The organism is Campylobacter sp. P0109 (assembly GCF_002138755.1).
Lineage (GTDB): Bacteria > Campylobacterota > Campylobacteria > Campylobacterales > Campylobacteraceae > Campylobacter > Campylobacter devanensis.
The window spans coordinates 265,444-285,932 of the sequence record NZ_MJKK01000001.1; the positions used below are offsets into that span (position 1 = coordinate 265,444).

General features: G+C 33.4%; 24 protein-coding genes and 1 tRNA gene. 10 read left to right on the forward strand and 15 right to left on the reverse strand.

Translation table 11 applies throughout. The features are described from left to right. Positions 1-3 precede the first annotated feature (3 nt). From flgA to CIGNP109_RS01395, 5 genes are all read right to left on the reverse strand, one after another. Positions 4-477, reverse strand: coding sequence for a flagellar basal body P-ring formation chaperone FlgA (gene flgA / locus CIGNP109_RS01375; protein WP_180379998.1), 474 nt, complete (start codon positions 475-477; stop codon positions 4-6). Positions 478-647: 170 nt separating this feature from the next. Next, positions 648-722: transfer RNA gene (locus CIGNP109_RS01380), tRNA-Gly, on the reverse strand. Positions 723-768: 46 nt separating this feature from the next. Further along, positions 769-1,947: a molybdopterin molybdotransferase MoeA gene (locus tag CIGNP109_RS01385; protein ID WP_086227917.1), complete on the reverse strand. Its 1,179-nt coding sequence runs from the start codon at positions 1,945-1,947 to the stop codon at positions 769-771. Positions 1,948-1,950: 3 nt separating this feature from the next. Next, complete coding sequence (murA, locus tag CIGNP109_RS01390; RefSeq protein ID WP_086227918.1) at positions 1,951-3,210, reverse strand: UDP-N-acetylglucosamine 1-carboxyvinyltransferase; 1,260 nt, start codon at positions 3,208-3,210, stop codon at positions 1,951-1,953. A 107-nt stretch (positions 3,211-3,317) separates the two neighbouring features. Continuing rightward, positions 3,318-4,667, reverse strand: a complete 1,350-nt coding sequence (locus CIGNP109_RS01395; RefSeq protein ID WP_086224346.1) for a class II 3-deoxy-7-phosphoheptulonate synthase — start codon at positions 4,665-4,667, stop codon at positions 3,318-3,320. Between the two features lie 124 nt (positions 4,668-4,791). Between CIGNP109_RS01395 and CIGNP109_RS01400 the strand changes: the two genes are divergently transcribed. After that, positions 4,792-5,571, forward strand: a complete 780-nt coding sequence (locus tag CIGNP109_RS01400) for a M48 family metallopeptidase (RefSeq protein ID WP_086227127.1) — start codon at positions 4,792-4,794, stop codon at positions 5,569-5,571. Between the two features lies 1 nt (position 5,572). On the opposite strand, the gene CIGNP109_RS01405 is transcribed toward CIGNP109_RS01400, so the two are convergent. Genes CIGNP109_RS01405 through CIGNP109_RS01435 form a run of 7 tightly spaced genes read right to left on the reverse strand, consistent with a single transcriptional unit; the run spans position 5,573 to position 10,594 of the window. Beyond that, positions 5,573-6,367: a phosphatidylserine decarboxylase gene (locus tag CIGNP109_RS01405; protein WP_086227919.1), complete on the reverse strand. Its 795-nt coding sequence runs from the start codon at positions 6,365-6,367 to the stop codon at positions 5,573-5,575. Between the two features lies 1 nt (position 6,368). Then, on the reverse strand, positions 6,369-7,472 hold the full coding sequence (locus tag CIGNP109_RS01410; RefSeq protein ID WP_086227920.1) for a metallophosphoesterase: 1,104 nt from the start codon (positions 7,470-7,472) through the stop codon (positions 6,369-6,371). A gap of 14 nt (positions 7,473-7,486) precedes the next feature. After that, the gene (hisG, locus tag CIGNP109_RS01415) at positions 7,487-8,101 is read right to left on the reverse strand and encodes an ATP phosphoribosyltransferase (RefSeq protein ID WP_086227921.1); all 615 of its coding nucleotides are present in this window, start codon (positions 8,099-8,101) and stop codon (positions 7,487-7,489) included. Continuing rightward, positions 8,095-8,721 carry a type III pantothenate kinase gene (locus CIGNP109_RS01420; RefSeq protein WP_086227123.1) on the reverse strand — a complete coding sequence of 209 codons (627 nt, stop codon included), beginning with the start codon at positions 8,719-8,721 and terminating at the stop codon, positions 8,095-8,097. The genes hisG and CIGNP109_RS01420 overlap by 7 nt, the downstream gene beginning before the upstream one ends. Then, on the reverse strand, positions 8,708-9,034 hold the full coding sequence (locus tag CIGNP109_RS01425; RefSeq protein WP_086227122.1) for a hypothetical protein: 327 nt from the start codon (positions 9,032-9,034) through the stop codon (positions 8,708-8,710). The genes CIGNP109_RS01420 and CIGNP109_RS01425 overlap by 14 nt, the downstream gene beginning before the upstream one ends. After that, entirely contained in the window at positions 9,034-10,035 is a 1,002-nt protein-coding gene (locus tag CIGNP109_RS01430) for an L-seryl-tRNA selenium transferase (RefSeq protein WP_086227922.1), read from the reverse strand. The genes CIGNP109_RS01425 and CIGNP109_RS01430 overlap by 1 nt, the downstream gene beginning before the upstream one ends. A 1-nt stretch (position 10,036) precedes the next feature. Continuing rightward, complete coding sequence (locus tag CIGNP109_RS01435) at positions 10,037-10,594, reverse strand: hypothetical protein (protein ID WP_086228107.1); 558 nt, start codon at positions 10,592-10,594, stop codon at positions 10,037-10,039. A 162-nt stretch (positions 10,595-10,756) separates the two neighbouring features. On the opposite strand from CIGNP109_RS01435, the gene gatC reads away from it, so the two are divergent. The 9 genes from gatC to CIGNP109_RS01480 are packed head-to-tail and all read left to right on the forward strand — an operon-like array spanning position 10,757 to position 18,024. After that, positions 10,757-11,044 (forward strand): Asp-tRNA(Asn)/Glu-tRNA(Gln) amidotransferase subunit GatC, encoded by a 288-nt coding sequence (gene gatC / locus CIGNP109_RS01440; protein ID WP_086224361.1) that lies wholly within the window; start codon positions 10,757-10,759, stop codon positions 11,042-11,044. A 3-nt stretch (positions 11,045-11,047) separates the two neighbouring features. Then, positions 11,048-12,082, forward strand: coding sequence for a type IV pilus twitching motility protein PilT (locus CIGNP109_RS01445; protein WP_086227923.1), 1,035 nt, complete (start codon positions 11,048-11,050; stop codon positions 12,080-12,082). 13 nt (positions 12,083-12,095) lie between these two features. Beyond that, a complete protein-coding gene (locus CIGNP109_RS01450) occupies positions 12,096-12,680 on the forward strand; it encodes a CvpA family protein (protein WP_086224364.1) in 585 nt (194 codons plus the stop codon). Further along, complete coding sequence (locus CIGNP109_RS01455; RefSeq protein ID WP_086224366.1) at positions 12,677-13,144, forward strand: Fur family transcriptional regulator; 468 nt, start codon at positions 12,677-12,679, stop codon at positions 13,142-13,144. The genes CIGNP109_RS01450 and CIGNP109_RS01455 overlap by 4 nt, the downstream gene beginning before the upstream one ends. A gap of 3 nt (positions 13,145-13,147) precedes the next feature. Continuing rightward, positions 13,148-14,635 (forward strand): lysine--tRNA ligase, encoded by a 1,488-nt coding sequence (gene lysS / locus CIGNP109_RS01460; RefSeq protein ID WP_236847539.1) that lies wholly within the window; start codon positions 13,148-13,150, stop codon positions 14,633-14,635. A 9-nt stretch (positions 14,636-14,644) separates the two neighbouring features. Next, the gene (locus CIGNP109_RS01465) at positions 14,645-15,889 is read left to right on the forward strand and encodes a serine hydroxymethyltransferase (RefSeq protein WP_086227925.1); all 1,245 of its coding nucleotides are present in this window, start codon (positions 14,645-14,647) and stop codon (positions 15,887-15,889) included. Then, entirely contained in the window at positions 15,889-16,431 is a 543-nt protein-coding gene (locus CIGNP109_RS01470; protein ID WP_086224370.1) for a DUF1882 domain-containing protein, read from the forward strand. Before CIGNP109_RS01465 ends, CIGNP109_RS01470 begins: the two co-directional genes overlap by 1 nt. Before the next feature lie 10 nt (positions 16,432-16,441). Continuing rightward, positions 16,442-17,239 carry an SPOR domain-containing protein gene (locus tag CIGNP109_RS01475; protein ID WP_086227926.1) on the forward strand — a complete coding sequence of 266 codons (798 nt, stop codon included), beginning with the start codon at positions 16,442-16,444 and terminating at the stop codon, positions 17,237-17,239. Between the two features lie 2 nt (positions 17,240-17,241). Further along, the gene (locus CIGNP109_RS01480) at positions 17,242-18,024 is read left to right on the forward strand and encodes a shikimate dehydrogenase (protein ID WP_086227927.1); all 783 of its coding nucleotides are present in this window, start codon (positions 17,242-17,244) and stop codon (positions 18,022-18,024) included. On the opposite strand, the gene recR is transcribed toward CIGNP109_RS01480, so the two are convergent. From recR to CIGNP109_RS01495, 3 genes are read right to left on the reverse strand one after another with little or no spacing between them, the layout of a single operon-like run. Then, the gene (gene recR, locus CIGNP109_RS01485; RefSeq protein WP_236845585.1) at positions 18,021-18,587 is read right to left on the reverse strand and encodes a recombination mediator RecR; all 567 of its coding nucleotides are present in this window, start codon (positions 18,585-18,587) and stop codon (positions 18,021-18,023) included. The genes CIGNP109_RS01480 and recR overlap by 4 nt on opposite strands. After that, a complete protein-coding gene (locus tag CIGNP109_RS01490) occupies positions 18,571-19,821 on the reverse strand; it encodes an ArsS family sensor histidine kinase (protein ID WP_086224375.1) in 1,251 nt (416 codons plus the stop codon). The genes recR and CIGNP109_RS01490 overlap by 17 nt, the downstream gene beginning before the upstream one ends. After that, a complete protein-coding gene (locus CIGNP109_RS01495; protein WP_086224376.1) occupies positions 19,818-20,489 on the reverse strand; it encodes a response regulator transcription factor in 672 nt (223 codons plus the stop codon). The genes CIGNP109_RS01490 and CIGNP109_RS01495 overlap by 4 nt, the downstream gene beginning before the upstream one ends.

Consider the following 20,489-nt stretch of genomic DNA (forward strand, 5'->3'; position numbering starts at 1 on the left):
CCTCTATTTTATGATGGCTTGGTTTTTACTTATTACTTGAGCTTTTAGGGTTTGATTATTTTGGTTTTTAACACTGATTATTTGTCCGATATTGCCGTCATTGAGCGCGGTTACTAATATTTCTACTTTTAAAGATCCATCTTCTATAATAGCAGTGATCTTATCACCTTTTTTAATATCGCTTAGGGTTTTAAATTGGCGATTAGTTAAAATTTTGCCACGCTTGATTTTGCTTTTAGTTATAAGTTGGTGATTTGATGGATTTATGATAGCTTGCTTATCATAATCCTTGAGACTTACAAATTTTTGTTTATAATCACTTAAATTTAGTATATGATCTCGCCCAATGTCTTTGGTAGCAACTAATACTGGGAGCTTAAAATCGATTTTGAATTTATAAAATATACTTTTACTGGTAGAATTTGGTGTAGTATAGACTGCTCTAAATGTTCCACTATCATCACGTAAGCCAAGCAAGATAATATTTTTTAATTTTAACTCATTAAAATTTACTGGTAGTTCATTGTGATTATCTATATTAATAGAATTTATCTTAGCTGATGGAAATTCATCATAAATAGCCTTATGAAGTTCATCAATTAAAGAGCTACTAAAAAGAGGAATATAAAAAATAAGAAGTAAAAAAATGGAGCGGGAAACGAGATTCGAACTCGCGACCCCAACCTTGGCAAGGTTGTGCTCTACCCCTGAGCTATTCCCGCATTTTGTTGAATTAAAGTGGAATGATACCATATTTTTACTCACTTGTCAAGATATTTTAAAAATTTTTATCTCTTTATTATCCTCAATGCCGCTTTCACCGATACTAGAGATATATATAAAATTTGATAAAGAGATAGGTTTTATCATTGAAGGGCTATAAATATTATCATTTGTTGCTCTAAATTCGCCATTTTTTACTGTTCCTATTACAATATTTGCTCTGCTGGCTTTAAATTTTAAATTGCCTTTAAATTTGGCAATTTGCATCTGAGGCAAAAATTCACTAAATCCGGCTAGTTTTTTAGTTAGCGGTAAAACAGTGATATATGTAGCTAGTAGGCATGACATTGGATTACCTGGCAGGACAAAGATAAACTTATCACCTTTTTTATAACATTTAGTAGGTTTTGCAGGGCGCGCATCAATTGAATTAAAAAGCATTTTAAAACCAAGTAAATCTAAAACCTCGCTCATATAATCAGCTTCACCCTTGCTTGCTCCGCCACTTGTGATAATAATATCATAGTTAACGCAACTCTCAAGAGCCTCTTTAATAGTTGAAATTTGATCTTTTAAAACACCTTTGTATTCACTGTCAAAGCCATTTTGGCTAAGTGCAGCCATTATCCCAAAACCGTTTGCGTTATATACAGAAAAAGTATCGCAGCTATCCCACGGCTCATAAATCTCATTCCCGCTACTAAAGATAGCAATTTTTGGCTTTTTAATAACATTTACATAGCTAATACCTTGAGCAGCTAAAAGCATTATATTTGCTGGAGTGAGTGTTGAGTTTTTACTTAGTAAAAGCTCACCAGATTTAATCTCTTCCCCAGTGATTTTTCTAGCGTTATTTGGTGGAGTATCTAGTGGAACTATTAAATTACCATTTTTATCTAATTTTTCATTCTCTATCATTACAACAGTATCAGCACCATTAGGAAATATAGCTCCAGTCATAATCTTATAGCACTCATTTGAACCGATTTGATAGATATTTTTATCGCCTGCTAGAATCGTCCCTTTGATTTTTAGAGGATTTTTAATATCAGCATAGGCAAAGGCGTAGCCATCAAGTGCTGAGTTGTCAAATGCTGGAAGAGTTCTAGTAGCTATAATATCTCTAGCTACAACTCTATTAGTTGCCATATAAAGTGGCACAATCTCGCTTCCATTTAGCGCATTGATACTACTAATTAAATCAAATACTTCATCAACTCTCATATCTTACTCTCTTAATCTTTTTATATCAGCTCCGATTGCTGTAAGTTTGGATTCTAAATTCTCATAACCTCTATCTAGGTGGTAAATTCGGTGAATTCTTGTAGTTCCCTTAGCTCTTAGGGCTGCTATGATGAGTGCTGAGCTAGCTCTTAAATCAGTCGCCATCACATCAGCGCCATTTAAACTGCCTCCGGTTATGGTAGCAATATGACCATTTAGTTTTATATCAGCACCCATGCGAGATAACTCACTAGCATGCATAAAACGATTTTCAAAAAGTCTCTCATCAATGCTAGATACGCCATCAGCGATAGATGCTAGAGCCATAAACTGCGCTTGCATATCGGTAGGGAAGCCGGGAAATTCAGTTGTGATGATATTACATGGCTTTAAATTGCCATCACTAATTACTCTTATTGAATTTTGGCTAAGCTTACACTCAACTCCCATATCACAAAGCTTTGAAGTTATCGCTACTAGGTGATCGGGATTTATATTTTCTATTGTAACATCCCCACCAGCAATCGCCACAGCACACATATAAGTTCCAGCTTCTATTCTATCAGGTATTACTGTGATTTCATCTAAATTTATAAGATTACTATTTGTTCCGTGTATTGTTAGCTCACTTGTTGCAATGCCTTCGATTTTGACGCCATTTTGGTTTAAAATTTCACATAGTTGGACGACTTCGGGCTCTTTGGCTGCGTTAAATATCTTCGTAACTCCATTTGCTAAGGCCGCAGCCATTATGATATTTTCAGTGCCTGTAACTGTGATCTTATCAAAAACAATATTAGCTCCGTTTAATCCATCTTTGGCATCGGCTATCACATAGCCATCTTTTATCTCAATTTTAGCACCCATTTTCTCTAAAGCACTTAGATGAAGATCAATTGGCCTAGCCCCAATAGCGCACCCTCCAGGAAGCGAGACTTCGCAATGACCAAATCTAGCAAGTAGCGGCCCTAGGACTAAAATTGAAGCACGCATAGTGCGGACAATATCGTATGTCGCTTTTGTGGAGTTTATATCTGCGGTATCTATTTGTAGGGTTGAGTTTTTAAATTCAGCCTTAGCGCCTAAATTTTGTAGTAGTTTTATCAATGTTTTTATATCAGCAACTTGAGGTGTATTTTGGATTGTTACTCTATTTTTGGCTAAAATTGTCATAGCAATTATCGGCAAAGCAGCATTTTTGGCACCACTAATTGTGATTTTGCCTTTTAAATTTGTTGATCTTTTGATTTGTAGATAATCCATATATATCACCTTGTGTAAAAAATAGTGATGGATTATACCAAAAATATGCTTATATAGTTATTTGGAATTTAAATTATATCAATAAAAGCTATGGCAAAGGCCATAGCTTATGAGCGAGATTTTTTCACTTCATCTGCGATTAAGAAGGCAAGCTCTAAGGCTTGATCGGCATTTAGTCTTGGGTCGCATTGAGTCTCATAGCGACTAGCAAGGGCCTCTTGAGTTACCTTAAATGCACCACCAGTACACTCTGTAACATCTTGACCTGTCATCTCTAAATGGACGCCCCCAGGTATGGTGCCACAAGCGTGATGGATATCAAAGAAGCTCTTAACCTCTCTTAAAACATTATCAAATTCACGAGTCTTATATCCATTTGACGCTTTTACCGTGTTGCCATGCATAGGATCAATACTCCATAAGATATTTAGCCCTTCGGATTTAATATCTTTTAAGATATTTGGCAAGCGACTCTCTATCTTATCAGCTCCCATTCTGATGATGATATTTAGGCGGCCATTTTCGTTATTTGGGTTTAGTTTGTTGGCTAATTTTATCACATCATCGGCTGTGGCATTTGGGCCGATTTTGCATCCGATTGGATTTTTAACTCCGCTTAAGAAATGGACATGAGCATCATCAACTCCTCTAGTTCTCTCACCTATCCAAAGCATGTGAGCAGAGCAGTCATACCAATCTCCGCTTAAACTATCAACCCTTGTAAGAGCCTCTTCATATGGGAGTAAAAGAGCTTCGTGAGAAGTGTATAATTTGGTTTCGCTTAGTGTTGGGGTATTAGAGGTTGTAACCCCACAAGCCTCCATAAATTTAAGAGCATTTGTAAGCTCAGAAGCGAGTTTTTCGAATTTTTCATCTAATTCACTTCGCTTTACAAATCCTAAATTCCATCTATGGACTTCATGTAAATTAGCCAATCCACCTCGTGAAAATGCCCTTAGAAGATTTAGCGTAGATGCACTTTGATAGTAGGCATCTATCATTCTTTTAGGATCTGGGACTCTAGCTGATTCATTAAATTCAAATCCATTTATGATATCGCCTCTATAGCTAGGGAGCTTAACCCCATTTATCTCTTCATAATCGCTACTTCTAGGTTTAGCAAATTGACCCGCTACACGACCGACCTTGACTACAGGACAGCCACCAGCGAAGGTAAGGACAATCGCCATTTGTAATATAATCTTAAACATATCACGGATATTTACCGCATTAAAGTTAGCAAAGCTCTCAGCGCAATCTCCACCTTGAAGTAAAAAGCCATGGCCTTGAGTGACCTTAGCTAGCTCATCTTTGAGATTTCTAACCTCACCTGCAAATACAAGTGGTGGGAGTTTGCTAAGCTTATCTTCGCACTCTCTAAGCTTGGTAATATCGGGATACACCGGTTGTTGTAAAATATTATAATCTCTCCAACTATCTTTATTCCATTTACTCATTTTTAACCTTTTGAATTTCTATAAAATGCGTGATTATAGCCAAATAAATCTTAAATTCTAGCAAATTTAGGATTTTACTAGATAAATTTGGGTAGAATTACTAACATAAATTTTAAGGAAAAATATGAAAAAAATTATATTGATATTTGCTCTTATATTTTTTGTTGGTTGTATGCAAAATACCACAAATGTAGGCCACTCAGAAGTTGATAGAGGGCAACTAATGCTGATATCTAGCGATGAGATAAATGAAGCATCTGCTAAAGCTTATGGCGAGGTGATACAAAAAGCAAAAGCGTCAAATACTCTAAATAAAGACCCAAATCTTACAAATAGGGTTAAAAATATCTCAAATAGATTAATTGCTAAAACTTCATATTTTAGACAAGATAGCACAAAGTGGGATTGGGAGGTAAATGTAATTACAAGTGATACTATCAATGCTTGGTGTATGGCTGGTGGCAAGATAGCTGTATATACAGGGATTATAGAGAAGTTGAATTTAAATGATGATGAGATAGCATTTATCCTAGCTCACGAGATTGCTCACGCCTTAAGAGAGCATGTAAGAGAGCAACAAAGCCAAGAGATGATAAAGAGTGGATTAATCAATGTAGCTTCGGTTTTTGGGGTGGATAATACTATTTTAGGAGTTGCGAATTTGGCTGCTAATGTGGGGATATCTCTGCCTTTTAGCCGTTCGCATGAAAATGAGAGCGATGAAATAGGGCTAGAGCTTGCGTATATGGCGGGATTTAATCCAGATGGTGCAGCGTCATTATGGACGAAGATGCAAGAGCATTCAGGTGATGGCGGATTGGAGTTTTTAAGCACTCACCCAAGTCATGAAAATAGGATAAAAAATTTACAAGCCCTAGCAGCTAAGCTAAAAGCTAGCAGTTGATTTAGCCTATTATTTGGGCTATGCTTTGGGCTTGTTTTAGAGTCATATCTCTTTTTATTTGGTAGTTTATAGCACCATTTTGACTGATTATAACAATGGTTGAGCCTAGCTCAAAATTGCCTATATGTTCGCCTTTTTTTAAGCTTAAATTATTGTAATTATAAAAAGCGGGAGATAAATTTGAATTGGTGCTAACTCTTGGTTCAAAATCAAATTTCATCTTTCCTACATTTAAAGCGCCTACAAATACCATCCAGATTAATTTATCATTAGCTAATCTTGCTTTTAATACAACTCTTTCATTTCTAGCGTATAGATTATCATGCTTTAAAAGGGCGCTTCTAGCTACGCTAAAAAGCGTTCCAGGGGTGTAGTTTAGACTTATAATTTCCATATCGCAAGGTGCGTGATAGTGATGGTAATCTCGTGGTGATAGATAGATATTTAGATAGTCAAACTCACCATCTAACTCGCCTTTTTCAAGAGATTTACCTAGTAGCTCATCTACGCTATAGCTTTTGGATTTGATGCTATAAGCTTTTAGATTATCACCTTTTTGACACTCAAAGCACAATCCATCACTTGGTGAAACAAATCCATCACCAAGTGCTCTTGGAGAGTTTAACTCTCTTGTAAATATGGCGTTTAAGCTATCATAGCTACCAATTGGATTAAACTCACTCATATCTATTTGAAATTTTTTAACATACCAGTTATTTATAGCATTTTGAAGTAATTTTGGGAATTTATAGTGCGCTATCAGGCCAAAGTAGTTTGAAAATTTATTATAATCCATATTAATCTCCTAAAAGCTTTAAATATACTATTTCGCTATTTGATCCAACTCTAAAAGGTGGCCCCCAAAGTCCAGCGCCACTGCTAACTAGTAGCTTCATATCGTCAGTGATATTGTATAGTCCATAGATATATTTTTGGTTTAGCCAAACTAAAATTGAAAATGGAAATATCTGTCCGCCGTGAGTGTGACCTGAAATCGCTAGATCTACGCTATTTTGTAGATAGCTTAAAGATCTAGGCTGATGAGTTAGTAAAATTGTAGGTAAATTTGGGTCTATATCGCTCATAGCTTTTGTAAAATCTGGCTTGAATTTATCCATTTTAAGGCCAGCCATATCATAGACACCGGCTAAATTTATATCTGCGATTACAACGCTTTCATTTTCTAAAACTTTAATTCCAATAGATTTAAACTTATCAATCAAGCCCTCTATTCCATGATAATACTCGTGATTTCCAACTACCATAAAGGTTCCAAATCTGCTCTTAACATCCTTTAAAGGATCTAAGAAATCACCCAATTCATCGCTATTTAAATCTACCAAATCACCCACTATCAAAAGAGCATCTGGATTTAATAAATTTATCTTATCTACTAATGATTTCATATAATCTTTTTGAAAAAACTCACCAATATGAACATCGCTGATTACGACTAAATTCATAGGGTTTTTAAGATTTTTTATTTTTACATTATACTCAGTGATAATGGTGTTAAAATTGGCATTATAAGCACCAATTATTATATATAAAGCAAAGCCAAGAATCACACAGATATCAAGTATAAACTTAGCTATTTTTTGGCTATTTTTTTTAAGCTTTTTAATAAAATATAAGACCAAATGAAAAGGCAAAATAGTACAAAATAGCATAAAGCTCACGCCAATACAGATGATAGAAATTTGATAGATTAACGATGGTAGTGGAGAGCTTTTAATAGATATAAAATAGGCTACTTCAAATAAAAATATTAACCCAAAAACTACTCGTAAACTCCATTTAAATTTGACCAATATCAAGTTTTGTTTAAGACGTTTATAAGTATATAAATTTATTCCCAAAAAAATCAGCGTAGATAGTGGAATAAAAATATATGGACTCATATTTTGCCTTAAATTTAGTTTTGGATTATACTATTTATCTGATGATAAAGTGATAAAATTTCATCACGTTTAGTTATAAAACTATTTTTATTAGCAATCAAATGAGCGCTACTAGTCATTATTTCTTCGGCTACTTTTAGGCCATTTTGTCTCATTGTAGTGCCAGTTTCAACAATATCCACAATAGCATCGCTAAGTCCAACAAGTGGAGCTAGCTCAATAGAACCATAAAGTTTAATAATCTTAACTGCAATCCCTTTTTGGTCAAAATAATTTTTGGTAATATTTGGCATTTTTGTAGCAATTTTGAGCTCTGGTTTGCTATAGTCTAGTCTTTGGTTTTCTTTAATACCAATGCAAACCTTGCATCGCCCAAGTCCAAGATCAAGCAATCTAAGCACATCGCATCTATGCTCTTCTAATACATCAAGTCCGACTACACCGATATCTGCAGCACCTTCGGTAATATAAGTTGGGATATCTTGATTTCGCACCATTAGAAATTTAAATTCACCCTTTGTCATAATGAGTTTTCTATCTTCAAATTTAAACTCACTTCCAAAAATTTTGCTAAAAATTTCTAAAGTCTGCTCAGCAATTCTACCCTTTGGTAATGCTACACTTAGCATAAAATCTCCTTATTTTCATTTATCGCTCTTTGCATACCACGAAATATTAGCATTCTATCATAGATAGCTTGAGAGAAAAACTTAGACAAAAACTCCCCATCTCCGCCAGTAAAATATATCGTTTTTTGGCTTGAAAAATCGCTAATTAAACTTACAATTGGTTTGATTATTCCATAGCTGATAGCATCTTGTGTGCGTTGTGGTAGGCAATCTAGATCTATATTTGTATTTAGTGGCAAATTTAGTCGCGGTGAGATATTTTGCAAACTTTTAAGTGTTGCAGATATCCCAGGAATTATAAAACCACCAATATGACAACCATTTGCCATTAAATCAAGAGTTATAGCGCTTCCAGCATCTACAATTAGGCCATTATTTATAGCATAGCATACAGCAGCCCTATCAATGCCTAAACCAATATATGTGCTATTTAACTTAATATATGATGAAATATCGATAAATAAATGGTTTAAAAGTTTTTGTTCAGCTTTATCATTTACATTAATGTAGTAAATTTTTTCTGTTGGCTCATAAGCCATAAATTCATCAATGGTTAAATTCCAAACCCTTCTACCATCAAAAAATGAGGCATTTGTATTTCCAATATCACATAAAATCATAAAATTTCCAATCTGAATTTGATTTTAGAACCTTTGAGCAGATCGGCGAGCTGTAAAAAAGTACAAATTTAACTATGTTTGTATCAAATTTCCTCTTAACAAGTTCGCTAATTTCTCTTAGCTCCTCAAGTTCTTTACTCACAAATCTACTTTTTGAATCCCTAAAAAAGATAAGATTATAAAATCCGCTTTTATCTATTCCTAAAAATAGCTGATAATTACGCTTTTTACTAAACTCTTTAATATCAAGAGTGCGTAAATTTTTAAGTAAAATTTTACGCTGGTTAAAAATATTACAAATTCTATTATCCATTATTTTAATTTTAATATCTCATTATCATAGTAGAAAGCGTCCGCGCCTGTGAAGCTTTTTTTGCTAATTTCTGAGTCTAGCTCAATTACTTGAGTATTTTGTAAATTTAGATCTGTTATAAACATATATCCGGTTTTTTCAAAGATATATAGCTTATCATCTTGTGGAATTGCACCTGCAAATATGGCAAATTTAAAGTTTTGACTGCCAATTTTATTTAGCTCCAAATCCAAAATCTCTACCACTCCATCTTTTAAGAAAATATAAATTTTACCAGAGTAAATTAAAACATCTTTTATTTGGCCATCATAATATTTAACACCATTAGGGTCAATTGCCATAAATTTTGTAGCACTCGCTGCAAACATTTTATCGCCTAGCAAATCAAGAAATATAATATTATTAAAAAATGGCTCACTACTAACAACTGCATCACGTAAAATTCTTCCATTAGCTCTATCAACAATCATAATTTTACCATCAAGTGTTGGATATACTATAATTGAGTTTAGAAATATTGGATTTGCCATCTTTGCATCGATTGCATAGGTTATACCGATATTATACTCCAAAAGAATTGTATCACTAATCATATCAATAAGGTATATAGTATTATCAGCACTTAGAGCAGCTAGATGATTATCATTTATAGAGGCTGAGACTATGCGAGTGTTAAATTTATTTGTGTAATACTCATCTTTATCAACTAATACTTTAAATGAGCCATCAATATTAGCAACTAAAAGCTTATCTTGATACTCTCCTAAAAAGTTATCATCTTTAAGCAAATTTAGCTCTATAATCTTTCCACTTTTTAGCAGCACACTACCATTTTTTAATACAGCACCATATTTGCTAGTTTGTTGAATGGCTGAGCTTAATGAGCCAGTAAATTCTATATTACTAGATACACTCTCAGGTTTATAATACTCTCTTTTAGTATAACAACCAACAAGTATAAAAAGTATTAAAGATGATAGAATATAAGCTTTGTAATTCATACTATTTTCCTTGATAATGCTCTAAATTTTTAGCAATTTGTTGAAGTGGTGAATTAAGAGGAATTTTTGCAAATTCAGCCTTTGCAGCATCGGTTTTGCCATCTTTTAATAGTTTATAACCATCGATTAAAGCATTATAATTTGATAAAATTTTAGCCGATTCTTGGCCTTTTAAATTTATTAAAATTTCTTTTAAAAGCGGATCGATCTCTAAATTGATCGCCTCATCTATAATTGTAGTTGAGTTTAAATCAGCTGTTTTAATTACAAAAAGAGCATATAAAGATGGGTTTTTAGATATTAAAATTTCTTTTGCATTACTATCGTCTGGGTGATTTATTAAGGTATTATAGGCTTTATTAACTTCTGCTTTACTAGCTTCTTGTAAAGCATTTGATATGCTATAACCAACAAGCGCAATAACTATAACAATTCCTGCAGCGATAAAGCTCTTTTTATTGCGTTTAAAAAATCTTTCACTTTTTATAGCGCTTTCTAATAGTTGTTCTTGAGAGCTAATCTCATTTTTAATATAGTCAATATTCTCTTTAACTGCCAAAGTAATATCCTTTAAAAATAAAAAATTTGCTAATTTTATCATAAATTATCTTAAATCTAACAAATAAAAAGGTAATTATTAAAAAGTTCCTAATATTGATAATTTCTATCTAAGAAAACTTATGATATAATCGCTCAAAAATTTTAAATTTGGGGTGAAACTGTGCAAATTGATGATAAAATGCTTGAAAAATTAGAGAAATTAAGCGCGCTAAAGATACCGGATGATAAGCGTGAAGAGTTTAAGGGTCAACTTAGCAAGATTGTCGATTTTGTTGATGTTTTAAATGAGTTAAATTTAGATGGCATAGAAGCTGCAGTAAGTACCGTAAGCGGTGGAACTCCACTTAGAGATGATGAACCACGCAAGAGTGATGTAATAGATATAATTTTACAAAATGCTCCACAAAAACAGGGCAAAAGTTTTGAAGTTCCAAAAATTATCGAGTAGAATATGGCTATAAGATCTTTGCTTGATTTGGTAATAGATAAGAAAGCTAGTGATTTACACCTAGTAGCTAGAAGTATGCCAAAGATTAGAATTGATGGAGAGCTAGTTTCTACAGGAAATGTAGCTCTAACACCAAATGATATAGAAGAAATTTGCCTACCACTTATAGATGAAGAGCAAAAAGCTGAATTAAAAAAATTTAAAGAGCTTGATTTTTCTATTGATCTTGGCAATAGTAGATTTAGAGTAAATTATTATTATACTATGAATGGTGAGCTTTCGGCTGCATTTCGTACTATACCGCTAGAGATACCAACACTCGATGATATTTGTGCACCCGATATATTATTTGATTTAGCTAAGAAACAAAAGGGACTAATTCTAATAACTGGAGCTACAGGAAGTGGCAAAAGTACTACGCTAGCAGCAATTTTAAATGAGATAAATCAAAGTCAAAATAAACACATCATTACTATTGAGGATCCAGTAGAATTTATTCATACTAGCAAAAACTCACTATTTTCGCATAGAAATGTTGGAAGCGATACAAGCTCATTTTCACGAGCGTTAAAATATGCTCTTAGAGAGGACCCAGATGTTATTTTAGTTGGAGAGATGCGTGATAAAGAGACTATGGCAATGACTATTGAAGCGGCTCAAACAGGGCATTTGGTCTTTGCAACACTACATACAAACTCAGCTGTAAGCTCTATAAATAGAATAATAGATAGTTTTGCTACAAGTGATCAAGCATATATCAAAAGCTCTTTAGCCTCGTCATTAATAGCTGTAATTTCTCAAAATTTACTTCCAAAAATTGGCGGAGGTAGGGTTGCGCTTTTTGAGATTATGCTAAACAATATCGCAATTTCAAATTTAATAAGAGAGGGGAAAATTCATCAAATCCTCTCTCAAATGCAACTTGGTAGCTCGCAAAGTGGTATGAGAATTATGGCAAGCGAGATACAAAAAGCACTAAATGAAAATATAATAACAAAAGATATTGCGATGCAATTTAATGCTACAAATTTAAATTAATGGAGAAAAATTGATGGATTTTATTACTTGGTTTGATATTATTATTATCGCTGTAGTGATTATTTTAGGAATTAAGGGTATTATAAATGGCCTTATTAAGGAAGTTTTTGGTCTTATAGGCATTATTGGTGGTGTGATTATCGCTAGTAGAAATGCAAATTTAGTTGGAGATTTAATAAGTCTTTATATATATCAACTCAGTGATTCGGCAGAATTTTTCTTTGGATTTTTACTTGCTTTATTAGTATTTTGGTTTGTATGTTTGATGCTTGGTAATCTACTATCAAAGATGTTAAAAATGAGCGGATTGGGATTTGTGGATAGATTATTGGGATTTTTTGTTGGAGCAGCAAAGATATTTTTAGTTCTTGCTATTTTAGCTGCGATTGTATCAAAAATTTCAGTATTAAATCAGAAAATATCTCCATTTTTTGAAGGCAGTAAGGTTTATCCAATATTATTAAGTGCTGGTCAATTTATTATGGCAATGGATGTTAGTAAAGTTAAAGAGAGTGTAGAGAGTGGTCAGATTGTCGTTCCTGAGCTTTTAGATAGTGCTGAGGGAGTAGAAGAAAATTTAACTAAGGTGGAGCAATGATAGAAAATATTGAATATGATGCGTTGCTAGAGAGATTTAAGAGGGTATTACGAGATAATGGTTTAAAATATACCAAACAGCGTGAAGTACTTTTACAAACATTATATAATAATAGTGAGCATTTTACCCCAGAGCAGTTATATTTGTATATCAAAGAACGCCATCCAGGGCTAAATGTCGGTATTGCTACAGTTTATAGAAGTCTAAATTTACTTGAAGAATCAGGTATGGTAACATCAATTAGTTTTGGTGTGCAGGGTAAGAAATTTGAATTAGCCAATAAGCCTCATCACGACCATATGATCTGTAGGCAGTGTGGTGTAATAGTTGAGTTTGAAGACCAGATTATAGAAAAGCGCCAGCTAGCAATTGCTAAAGAGCATGGCTTTAAGCTTACTGGCCATATTATGCAACTATATGGTGTTTGTAGTGAATGTAATAAACAAAAGATAAAAGGAATTTAATTGATTTTTGATACTGAATTAGAATTAACTCGTCTAGCTAAGGCTGATGAGTTACGACAAATGGGAGTTAGCCCTTATCCGCATTTCTTAAAAAGAGAGATGAATATTTCTGAGTTTAAGAGCAAATTTGGATATATAAAAGAACTTCCTGAAGGTGAGAGAAAAGCCCAAGAAGAGGTAGTTATATCTGGTAGAATAAAACTAAAAAGAGTAGCTGGGAAATCAACATTTGCCAATATAGAAGATGAGAGCGATAATATCCAAATTTATTACTCATTAGCTAGTATAGGCGAGGAGGATTATACTAAATTCAAAAAAAATCTTGAAGTTGGTGATATAATCCTTATTAAAGGCTATGCTTTTATCACCCAAACAGGCGAATTTAGCCTACATGCAAGCCATATCACTCTTGCTACTAAGGCTATATCTCCATTACCTGAGAAATTTCATGGATTAACTGATATAGAGACAAGATATCGCCAAAGATACCTAGATATGATTATGGATAGGGATGTAAGGAGTGATTTTCTTAAGCGTTCAATTATTATTAGCACTATTAGAAGGTTTTTTGAAGAGCGTGGATTTTTAGAAGTTGAGACGCCTATGATGCATCCGATAGCAGGCGGGGCTAATGCCAAACCATTTATCACCCATCATAACGCATTAGGCGTAGATAGATATCTTAAAATCGCCCCAGAGCTTTATCTCAAAAGGCTTATCGTAGGTGGTATGGAAGCGGTATTTGAGATGAATCGTTGCTTTAGAAATGAAGGAATGGATTTAACTCACAATCCTGAATTTACTAGTATTGAGTTTTATTGGGCTTGGCATGATTATTTTGAGGTTATGGATCTGACTGAAGAGTTATTTGCGACACTACTTGATAAATTAAATTTGGATAAAATAATCGAATTCGATGGTCAAAATATCGATTTTTCTAAGCCATTTAAAAGGATTAAATATCTTGATGCACTTGTAGAAATTGGTGGGTTAGATAGAGAAATTATAAGCGATAAAGAGAAGATATTGGCTAAATTAAAAGAGGATAAATTTGAAGCAAATGATAAGTTAGATCTTGGTCATTTACAAGCTGAACTTTTTGATAATTATGTTGAAAGTAAGCTAATTAATCCTACATTTATAACAGATTTTCCTATTTCAATTTCACCACTTTCAAGAAGAAGTGATGAAAATCCTGAAATCGCAGAGAGATTTGAGCTATTTATCGCTGGTCGAGAATTAGCAAATGCATTTAATGAGCTTAATGATCCAGTTGATCAATATGAGAGATTTAAGGCTCAAATACAGAGCAAAGATGCCGGCAATGATGAAGCTCATGAGATGGATGAGGATTATTGTAGAGCTCTTGGATATGGTATGGCACCAACTGTTGGTTGGGGTCTTGGTGTTGATAGGTTGGTAATGCTACTATTAAATAAAAAATCAATTCGCGATGTTATATTATTTCCAGCGATGAAACCAAAAAATTAAGGAGTAAATATGAATTTAGAAAGTTATGATAAAGAGATTTACGCTCTTTTAAATAAAGAGCTTGAGCGTCAGTGCGATCATTTGGAGATGATTGCTAGTGAGAATTTTACATATCCTGAAGTTATGGAAGTTATGGGTTCTATTTTGACTAATAAATATGCCGAAGGGTATCCTGGTAAGAGATACTATGGCGGTTGTGAATTTGTAGATGAAATTGAGCAGATTGCAATTGATAGATGCAAAAAACTCTTTGGTTGTGAATTTGCTAATGTTCAGCCAAATAGCGGTAGCCAAGCAAATCAAGGTGTTTATGGAGCATTTTTAAAGCCAGGTGATAAAATTTTAGGTATGGATTTAAGCCATGGTGGCCACTTAACTCACGGTGCTAAGGTTTCAAGCTCTGGTAAGTATTATGAGAGTTTTTTTTATGGTGTTGAGCTAGATGGTAGAATCAACTATGATAAGGTAGCCGATATTGCAAATATTGTTAAACCAAGGATGATAGTTTGCGGTGCGAGTGCCTATACTAGAGAGATAGATTTTAAGCGATTTAGAGAAATTGCTGATAGCGTAGGTGCGTATTTATTTGCTGATGTGGCGCACATAGCGGGGTTAGTTGTAGCTGGCGAGCATGCTCATCCATTTCCACATTGCCATGTAGTAAGCTCCACAACACATAAAACTCTAAGAGGCCCAAGAGGCGGTATCATCATGACAAACGATGAGGAATTTGCTAAAAAGATCAATAGCTCTATATTCCCAGGAATTCAAGGTGGGCCATTAATGCATGTTATAGCTGGTAAGGCTGTAGGCTTTAAGCATAATTTAAGTGATGAGTGGAAAGTATATGCCAAACAAGTCAAAGCAAATGCTAAAAAACTTGGTGAAGTTTTAATTAGCCGTGGATATGATCTAGTAAGTGGCGGTACTGATAATCACCTTGTACTTGTTAGTTTCTTAAATAAAGATTTTAGCGGTAAAGATGCAGATATAGCTTTAGGTAATGCAGGAATTACGGTAAATAAAAATACAGTCCCAGGCGAAATTAGAAGTCCATTTATAACAAGCGGTATTAGAGTGGGTAGCCCAGCGCTTACTGCTAGAGGTATGAAAGAGACTGAATTTGAGTTAATTGCAAATCGCATTGCTGATGTATTAGATGATATAAATAATCTTGATAAACAACGCAAAATCGCAGCCGAATTAAAAGATTTAGCTCATCAATTTATCATCTATAATAAAGCGACATTCTAATGCAGCGTATGGATTTATCGCTTATTAAGATGATTACAGATCACTACTATATCAAGCGTGATTTAACTGTAAAAAAGATTGAGCATAAGGGTAGGTATTTTTTTGATAAATTTGAAAGAGTAGATGAACCGCTTAGCCTAGCAATACAAAGAGAACATGCTGAGCGTAAAATAATTGTAGCACACTCTTTGATCAATAGGTTAAATAAGGTTGAAAATATTGTTTTTGACTATAATGGCAGAATGCCTGAACGCTTTTGGCATAGGGCTCAGCTACTACTAAGAGAAGAAGGGTTTATAAATTTCACAGCTTATGAGACCAAAACCCCTGGTCATTTACATCTATACGTCCATAAAGGTCATACAACCTTTATGGAAGGGTGTCAAATAGCTAATAAACTATCAGTGATGCTATCACAAAAGTTACCTCAAGAGTGGAGAATGTTTCCTACTATGGATATGCCATTAGAGTATAATATTCTAGCCTTGCCATATGAGCTCTATCAAAAAGAACGTGGTGCTAGCTGGTCAAAACATATGTAAAGGATAAATTATGGAAGAAAATAATAATTTACAAGATATCTTGCTAGATAAAAACGAAGAGGAAAAGTCTGGTGGTATACGCAAAATTTTAATTGGTGTGGCGTTGCTAGTTATCATTTTTGTTGTAGTATTGATTGTTGTGAAGTTTTTAAATTCAAATGAGACTAAAAAGGGTAACGATATATCTGATAGTCTATTACTACCTGCTGAGTTACCTGCTAATACATCAGATAATAGTGGCTCAAATGACCTTTTTGAACAAGTGCCAATTGTTAGTGATAATTCAAATTCTAAAGAGAGTTTTGAAAATATAGTAAATGAGTATAAAAATGCTCAAGCTGCTATGGATACTACACCTAGTATGATTGTGCCAGTGCTACCTCCAAAAGTTGAAGAGCCATTTGGTGCAACTGCTCCAGCTGTTAAAGATAACAAAAAAGAACCAGTTAAAAAATCTGAACCAGCTAAAAAGGTAGAACCAGTTAAAAAGGTGGAACCTAAAAAAGAACCAGTTAAAAAATCTGAACCAGTTAAAAAGGTAGAAACTAAAAAAGAGCCAGCTACTACAAACGGCCTAGCTAAGGGAACATATATTCAAGTTGCATCTGTATCTAAACTCGATAGAAATAGTGCTTTGATTAAAAGAATTACAGCTAATGGCTATAAATACACAACTCATGAAGTTGTTGTAAATGGTAACAAAGTAGTAAAAATTCTAATTGGTCCATTTAATTCTAACATTGAATCAAATATTCAAAAAATACGCCAAGATGTCTCAAGTGGCGCCTTTGTTTATAGGGTTAAATAATAATGAAATATTTTGCTCTTTTTGGTAATCCTGTATCGCATTCTATCTCGCCAAGGCTTCATAATAGTGCGCTTTGCGGATTGGGTATAAATGGAATATATGGTAGGATTTTACTAGAGCAAGGTGGTGATATAATTGATAAATTTAAAAAATATAACCTTCAAGGGGCAAATATCACCGTTCCATTTAAAGAGTCAGTAATCAACCTTTGCGATGAGCTTGATAGTATCGCAAAGGAGATTGGCTCGATTAATACATTAGTTCGTATAGGTGATAAGATTAAAGGTTATAATACCGATGCACCTGGATTTATGATGGCAATTGCTAAATTTGGCAAAATTAATAAGGTGCTAATATTAGGTGCTGGTGGTACTGCTAAAGCACTTGCATATATTTTAGATCTTAGCGGAGTGGACGTTGAGATTTTAAACCGAAGCGATAAAAGCGAACAGTTTAATAACTATAAATTCCATACTCATACAAATTTTACTCCAAGTAGTTACGATTTGGTAGTAAATACCACTTCAGCAGGGCTTTGTGGTGATGAATTGCCATGTGATAAACATTTGCTAAATGATATTTTTTCTAATTCAAAATTTGCCTTTGATGTTATTTATAATAAAAATACTCAATTTTTACGCCTTGCTAATGAGTTGAATGTACAAAACAAAGATGGTAGGGATATGTTACTTTATCAAGCGGTTTTGGCATTTAATATATTTTTTGATAATAAATTTAATCAAGATAAGATTACACAGTTAATGCGTGGAGTGTTTGAGCTTTAAAGTTCTTTTCTATCTTTTATTGCTTTAGTTAATGAAAGCATATCGACATTTTCTAGACTTACTCCAGTTGGGATACCTTGAGCGATTTTTGTAAAGCTAATTCCTAATTCCTTTAATTGATCTTCTATATAAAGCATAATACCATCACTATTTATACTTGGGCTAAAAGCAAAAATTAACTCTTTTGAGTTAAATTTACTAATCATATCTTTTAAATTTTCTACACTATTTATATCATTAAAGACAAAATATAATCCGTCAAATGAATTTGAATCTTCTATAGTTAGAATATCTTTAGGACTCTCAACTACGCATATTATGGAGCTATTTCGATTGATATCGCTGCAGATATCACAAATTTCATTTTGGCTAATACCGCTACAGATTATACAATGTTTTAGATTCTGAATGGAATTTTCTATTGTATGGGCTAAATTTAGCCCAAAAAATGGATCTTGTAATGCTACATAATAAGCGTATTTTATCGCTGATTTTTTACCTACACCAGGAATTTTACCAAAGGCTTCTACAAGTCTATCAAACTGCTCAAGCTTTTTCATTATCTAATTTTCCAAATTTAATCAAAAATTCATGATATCCATCAGCATAATTATAATCTAAGCTAAATTTATGCATAGAACATATGTGTTCTATGATATATAGTCCAAGTCCCATTCCACTAGCTTTTGAGCTATTATCTCTTATAAAGGCTTGTTTATAATGTTCAATAGAGCGATCTAATGGCTTACCATGATTTTTTATAGAAATAGTCTTATTATCGCATGTTATAAGCACTTTTTTATCATCAGAATATTTTAATGCATTGTCTATTAAGTTTTTAATAGCAAGAGAGAATAGTTGAAAATCTACTTTTAAAAGCGGATCGGAGTTTAAATTAACTTTAACATTACTATTAAAATCATCTAAGAGCATCATATCTTTAGCTTGATCTAATATGAGACTAAAACGATATTTAGCATAATCTAAGCTATAGCTTTTACTTAAAAGTTGTTCTATTTTAGCAAATTCATTTATTAGGATATTGAGTCGCTCAAAAATTGCTATTAAGCGCTCTTTTTGAGTGTCGTCTTCGATCATTTCACTAACGATTCTACCTTTGCCAATTGGTGTTTTTAACTCATGCATAATGGTGCGTAAAAATAATTGTCTAGACATAATGAGATCTTTAATTTTGCATGCTGCGTTATTAAATTCATATGCAACCTCGCTTATCTCATCGTTACCTTTAGAAAAATTGACTACGCAAACTCCATCCATATTACCAGCTGCAAATTTACGTATATCACTACGTAGTTTTTTTAATGGTACAAGACTTCTAAAAATCGATACATAAAGCGAGATAAATAGCGCCATAACAATTATGAAACTTGCTAATATACTGTCATTTCCACTATGTAAAGTAGATTCTAAAATTATAGTTACGCTTTGATTTTTAATGCGTAGATAAAGATTATTTTTGTAGCTAATGGTATCAACTATGCCAATTAATGTATCGCTTCTACTAACTAGTGTGCCGTGGTCAAAAATTGCCTTTTGCAAATTTGCATTTTTAACATAAGCTAGGTCAAAATTTTTAAAGTATCGCTCCCAATCTTCTGGCATATTGGATTTTTGGTATAGTGATAGTAGCCAACTAATAGAATTATAGTGATTTTCGCTAATTTTTTCTAGCAATCTCTCATTTTGTAGTTTAAAAAACATAAAAAATAGAGTGCAAATCACGATAAATCCAATAGCGAAAATTATCGTGATTTTGGTAGTTAGAGAGTATCTCATCCGACTAATTTATACCCTATACCACGAACTGAAAATATATGTTTAGGCGATTTGGAATTATCACCGATTTTGGTTCTTAAGCGACCGATTATAACATCTAAGCTTTTAGAATCTTTATCTTTTAGGCTTTTGCAATGATATACTAACTGCTCTCTTGATACTGAAAAGCTATGTTGTTTGATTAGGTATTCTAAAATTTCATATTCGGCTGGTGTTAGTGTAAGTGGCGCTCCATTATATGATATCTCATGCCTTTTATCATCTACTTTAAATAGCGTATCTGTGACCTCTTCTTGGGTTTCATTGCTCTTTTTATAACGGCGGATTAAGCTTGTAATTCTAGCGTGCATCTCCTTTGGATCGTATGGCTTTGGCAAGTAGTCATCAGCGCCAATTTGAAGTCCAACAACTCTATCATTTACATCGCTTCTAGCTGAACTAATGATGATAGGGATATCATATTTTTCTCTAATCTCTTTACAAACCTCTAACCCATCCATACCTGGCAGCGTCAAATCCAATATCAAAAGATCATAATTTTTGATACCGGCACTAAGGCCTAAATATGGATCTTCGTAATTTGTAACTTTGATATTAAATTTTATTAAATATTCAGATAAAATTTGAGCAAATTCCGGATCATCTTCTATCATTAATACATTTATCAT

What these genes read in the sequence shown, in the direction of transcription:
- CIGNP109_RS01385 (WP_086227917.1), bottom strand. Translation starts at nt 1,947, where the DNA reads ATGAGAGTTGATGAAGTATTTGATTTAATTAGTAGTATCAATGCGCTA.
- murA (WP_086227918.1), bottom strand. Translation starts at nt 3,210, where the DNA reads ATGGATTATCTACAAATCAAAAGATCAACAAATTTAAAAGGCAAAATC.
- CIGNP109_RS01395 (WP_086224346.1), bottom strand. Translation starts at nt 4,667, where the DNA reads ATGAGTAAATGGAATAAAGATAGTTGGAGAGATTATAATATTTTACAA.
- CIGNP109_RS01400 (WP_086227127.1), top strand. Translation starts at nt 4,792, where the DNA reads ATGAAAAAAATTATATTGATATTTGCTCTTATATTTTTTGTTGGTTGT.
- CIGNP109_RS01405 (WP_086227919.1), bottom strand. Translation starts at nt 6,367, where the DNA reads ATGGATTATAATAAATTTTCAAACTACTTTGGCCTGATAGCGCACTAT.
- CIGNP109_RS01410 (WP_086227920.1), bottom strand. Translation starts at nt 7,472, where the DNA reads ATGAGTCCATATATTTTTATTCCACTATCTACGCTGATTTTTTTGGGA.
- hisG (WP_086227921.1), bottom strand. Translation starts at nt 8,101, where the DNA reads ATGCTAAGTGTAGCATTACCAAAGGGTAGAATTGCTGAGCAGACTTTA.
- CIGNP109_RS01420 (WP_086227123.1), bottom strand. Translation starts at nt 8,721, where the DNA reads ATGATTTTATGTGATATTGGAAATACAAATGCCTCATTTTTTGATGGT.
- CIGNP109_RS01425 (WP_086227122.1), bottom strand. Translation starts at nt 9,034, where the DNA reads ATGGATAATAGAATTTGTAATATTTTTAACCAGCGTAAAATTTTACTT.
- CIGNP109_RS01430 (WP_086227922.1), bottom strand. Translation starts at nt 10,035, where the DNA reads ATGAATTACAAAGCTTATATTCTATCATCTTTAATACTTTTTATACTT.
- CIGNP109_RS01445 (WP_086227923.1), top strand. Translation starts at nt 11,048, where the DNA reads ATGGCTATAAGATCTTTGCTTGATTTGGTAATAGATAAGAAAGCTAGT.
- CIGNP109_RS01450 (WP_086224364.1), top strand. Translation starts at nt 12,096, where the DNA reads ATGGATTTTATTACTTGGTTTGATATTATTATTATCGCTGTAGTGATT.
- CIGNP109_RS01455 (WP_086224366.1), top strand. Translation starts at nt 12,677, where the DNA reads ATGATAGAAAATATTGAATATGATGCGTTGCTAGAGAGATTTAAGAGG.
- CIGNP109_RS01465 (WP_086227925.1), top strand. Translation starts at nt 14,645, where the DNA reads ATGAATTTAGAAAGTTATGATAAAGAGATTTACGCTCTTTTAAATAAA.
- CIGNP109_RS01470 (WP_086224370.1), top strand. Translation starts at nt 15,889, where the DNA reads ATGCAGCGTATGGATTTATCGCTTATTAAGATGATTACAGATCACTAC.
- CIGNP109_RS01475 (WP_086227926.1), top strand. Translation starts at nt 16,442, where the DNA reads ATGGAAGAAAATAATAATTTACAAGATATCTTGCTAGATAAAAACGAA.
- CIGNP109_RS01480 (WP_086227927.1), top strand. Translation starts at nt 17,242, where the DNA reads ATGAAATATTTTGCTCTTTTTGGTAATCCTGTATCGCATTCTATCTCG.
- CIGNP109_RS01490 (WP_086224375.1), bottom strand. Translation starts at nt 19,821, where the DNA reads ATGAGATACTCTCTAACTACCAAAATCACGATAATTTTCGCTATTGGA.
- CIGNP109_RS01495 (WP_086224376.1), bottom strand. Translation starts at nt 20,489, where the DNA reads ATGATAAATGTATTAATGATAGAAGATGATCCGGAATTTGCTCAAATT.